The following is a 2,418-nucleotide window of genomic DNA, read 5'->3' as shown; positions in this document are numbered from 1 at the left end:
AGGAGGTGTTTCCTATGGCAAAGTCCATGGAGCCTAATCGCAATCAGAAAAACGTCACCAGTTCAGGAACAAATATTGATGAGGTGAAACGTCAGAACGCGAACTCAGGTCTTTCTTATAACCAGGCGAAAGAATTACTAGCCAAACAGACCGCTGAACGTGAAATGGCTCAAAACGATTATGTTCATGAAGTGGGAAAAGAGAATTTATAATAAATAATGCCAGCATTTTAAAATAGATGCTGGCATCATTTATTATTAAAAGCAGTTTCATAATAAACGGACGAAAATCACATTATTTTGTTATAAAATTCCAAAAAAGGTTGAAAACGAACATGGGCACGTTTACCCTTACAAGTAGGTACATTTTCGTGAGGGAGGGAGAAGTTTGGCCCATTTACCAGAAGAAGAGAAGCGGAAAGTGTTCAAGGATCAGCTTGAGCACTTACGTAACAACGGATATTTAACTGATGAAGCTTACCATAAAGTATTAGACGCTGATCGTACATACATACAAGACAAGAAGCGGGAAGAAGAACATAAGGAGCTTCATACCGTAGCAGAGGCAGCAGAGGCCCGCGATTCCTTTACAGAGCAAAAGCCTCCTGCGAAACCAAAAAAAGAGAAGAAGACGAAATCCAAAGAGGAAATCCGTGAACGTAACATTACGTGGTCTCTTATTCTTGGAGTGTCCCTGCTTTTAATAACAGGGCTGATAGTCGCCACAAGCCAGTGGGATCAGATGGGAGCAGGAATGAAAGTTCTTTCCATCTTCTTCGTCTCCTTGTTTTTTCATGGTATGAGTTACGGGACAGGAAAATTTCTCAACATCCAGAAGACAGCCTTTGCCTTTTTGACGCTAGGAAGTCTGCTGATCCCGATTGCCATTGTGGCGATTGGATTCTTTGGATTGTTCGGTGACTATCTATCTCTATTCGGGGAAGGCCGATACCTCTTAGGTCTGCTCGGTACACTGCTTCCATTGCCGTTATACATCAGGCATGCCATTGTACATAAGTCACGTTTATATGTATGGATATCCTTTGTATTTTTATCGCTGTCGGCAGGATTCAGCCTTGGCGCCCTTCCTCTATCGATGGACGCGTTCTATATGTGTTTAATGCTTTTCAATGTGCTTCTGCTTGGCGGTTATATCTGGTTCAAGGATTCCGACAGATGGTCGTTTTTTATAAAAGAATTGCCGCTCTATGCGCAGCTGAACTTAGTCCTTTCTACCGTGCTTATGCTGTTTTTCTATGAGAGTGAAGTCTTTTACAGCTTCAATCTGCTGCTGACGGCGAGCATCTATATGGCCATGGTTTTCATCTATCAAACGAAAGAGTACCAATTCGTTTTTTCGGTGATGGTCGTGTACGCCATCTATCAGCTGGTGGAGAATTCACCCCTTCAGTCAGTCGATCTTACCCTTTATGCGGTAGTTGGGCTGGTTTACTTAGGATTTGCTTATGCCTTTAAAAATCATCGTTTCGTGGAAAAAGTGTTTCGTTATACGAGCGGCATCGTGTCCTTTTGTGCTTTTGTTTATATTAGCTATGAAAGTATCGTGTTGAGAGGCGAAGAGGGTTCATGGCTCTTGCTGATCGCTTACGCCCTCATTACCGTCAATTACCTTTTGCTCTCGAATCTGAACAGCTACGTGGTTTTCCAATATATGACTCCTGTGTTTTTCTTTATCACTCTTTGGCAGCTGTGGGAAATGACGAAGATTGGCCCGCTATTTCTATTCCTGTTTATCGGAGCCGCGGTGTCTCTTCTCTACATCGGGTTATGGACGAACTTGCGCTGGCTTATGGTGATCGCCAGGAGCACGATCTATACATCGATAGTTGTTATCGCGGGCTGTATTGGGTACAGCTTGTATGATGAACGTCTGGACTATAGCTCATTCATGTTCCTGGTGATAAGTGTCCTTGCCTATGCTGTGAAAAGAAAATACAGTCATTTGGAGATGGGCCAAACGGCAGTATGGGTACATGCGGTAGCTTTATTCATTTCTTCTGCCATTTTATATGAACCGCTTATTGGCTGGTTCCCCGTTTATGAAGATGGGTTGGCTTTTCCGTTTCATTTAGCATTAACCGGAATTTTGCTTACGGGTGTACATTTATTATGGAAAAAGTTTGGAGATAAAGACTTATCAGACGCCAGTTTTTATACCGGGCAAGGATCATATATACTGGCTATGATTTATGTGGCCGTCAGTCCTCAGATAGATCCTGTCCTGGTCCGTCCTTTGATTCTGTTCGTCGGCATAGGCATGATGGTATGGCTTGTTCTGCATGCTAAAGGAGCATTTCTATGGCTATTCGTGTCTGTTACGATGTTAGCTTTTTACATCTCTTTGATTGATCCATTATCGTTCGATTCGTTTGCTTCGTTTTTTACTTATATGATACTC

General features: G+C 42.6%; 1 protein-coding gene and 1 pseudogene. Both read left to right on the top strand.

Annotated elements, in window-relative coordinates; translation table 11 throughout:
* Positions 1-14: 14 nt before the first annotated feature.
* On the top strand, positions 15-212 hold the full coding sequence (locus WAM07_RS16210; RefSeq protein ID WP_422168454.1) for a gamma-type small acid-soluble spore protein: 198 nt from the start codon (positions 15-17) through the stop codon (positions 210-212).
* A gap of 175 nt (positions 213-387) precedes the next feature.
* A pseudogene (locus WAM07_RS16205) lies at positions 388-2,418 on the top strand (hypothetical protein); the annotation flags it as partial.

The organism is Halobacillus sp. (assembly GCF_049282395.1).
In the GTDB taxonomy this organism is placed as follows: Bacteria; Bacillota; Bacilli; order Bacillales; family Halobacillaceae; genus Halobacillus.
This window is presented reverse-complemented; position numbering and strand designations above follow the sequence as displayed.

What these genes read in the sequence shown, in the direction of transcription:
- WAM07_RS16210 (WP_422168454.1), top strand. Translation starts at nt 15, where the DNA reads ATGGCAAAGTCCATGGAGCCTAATCGCAATCAGAAAAACGTCACCAGT.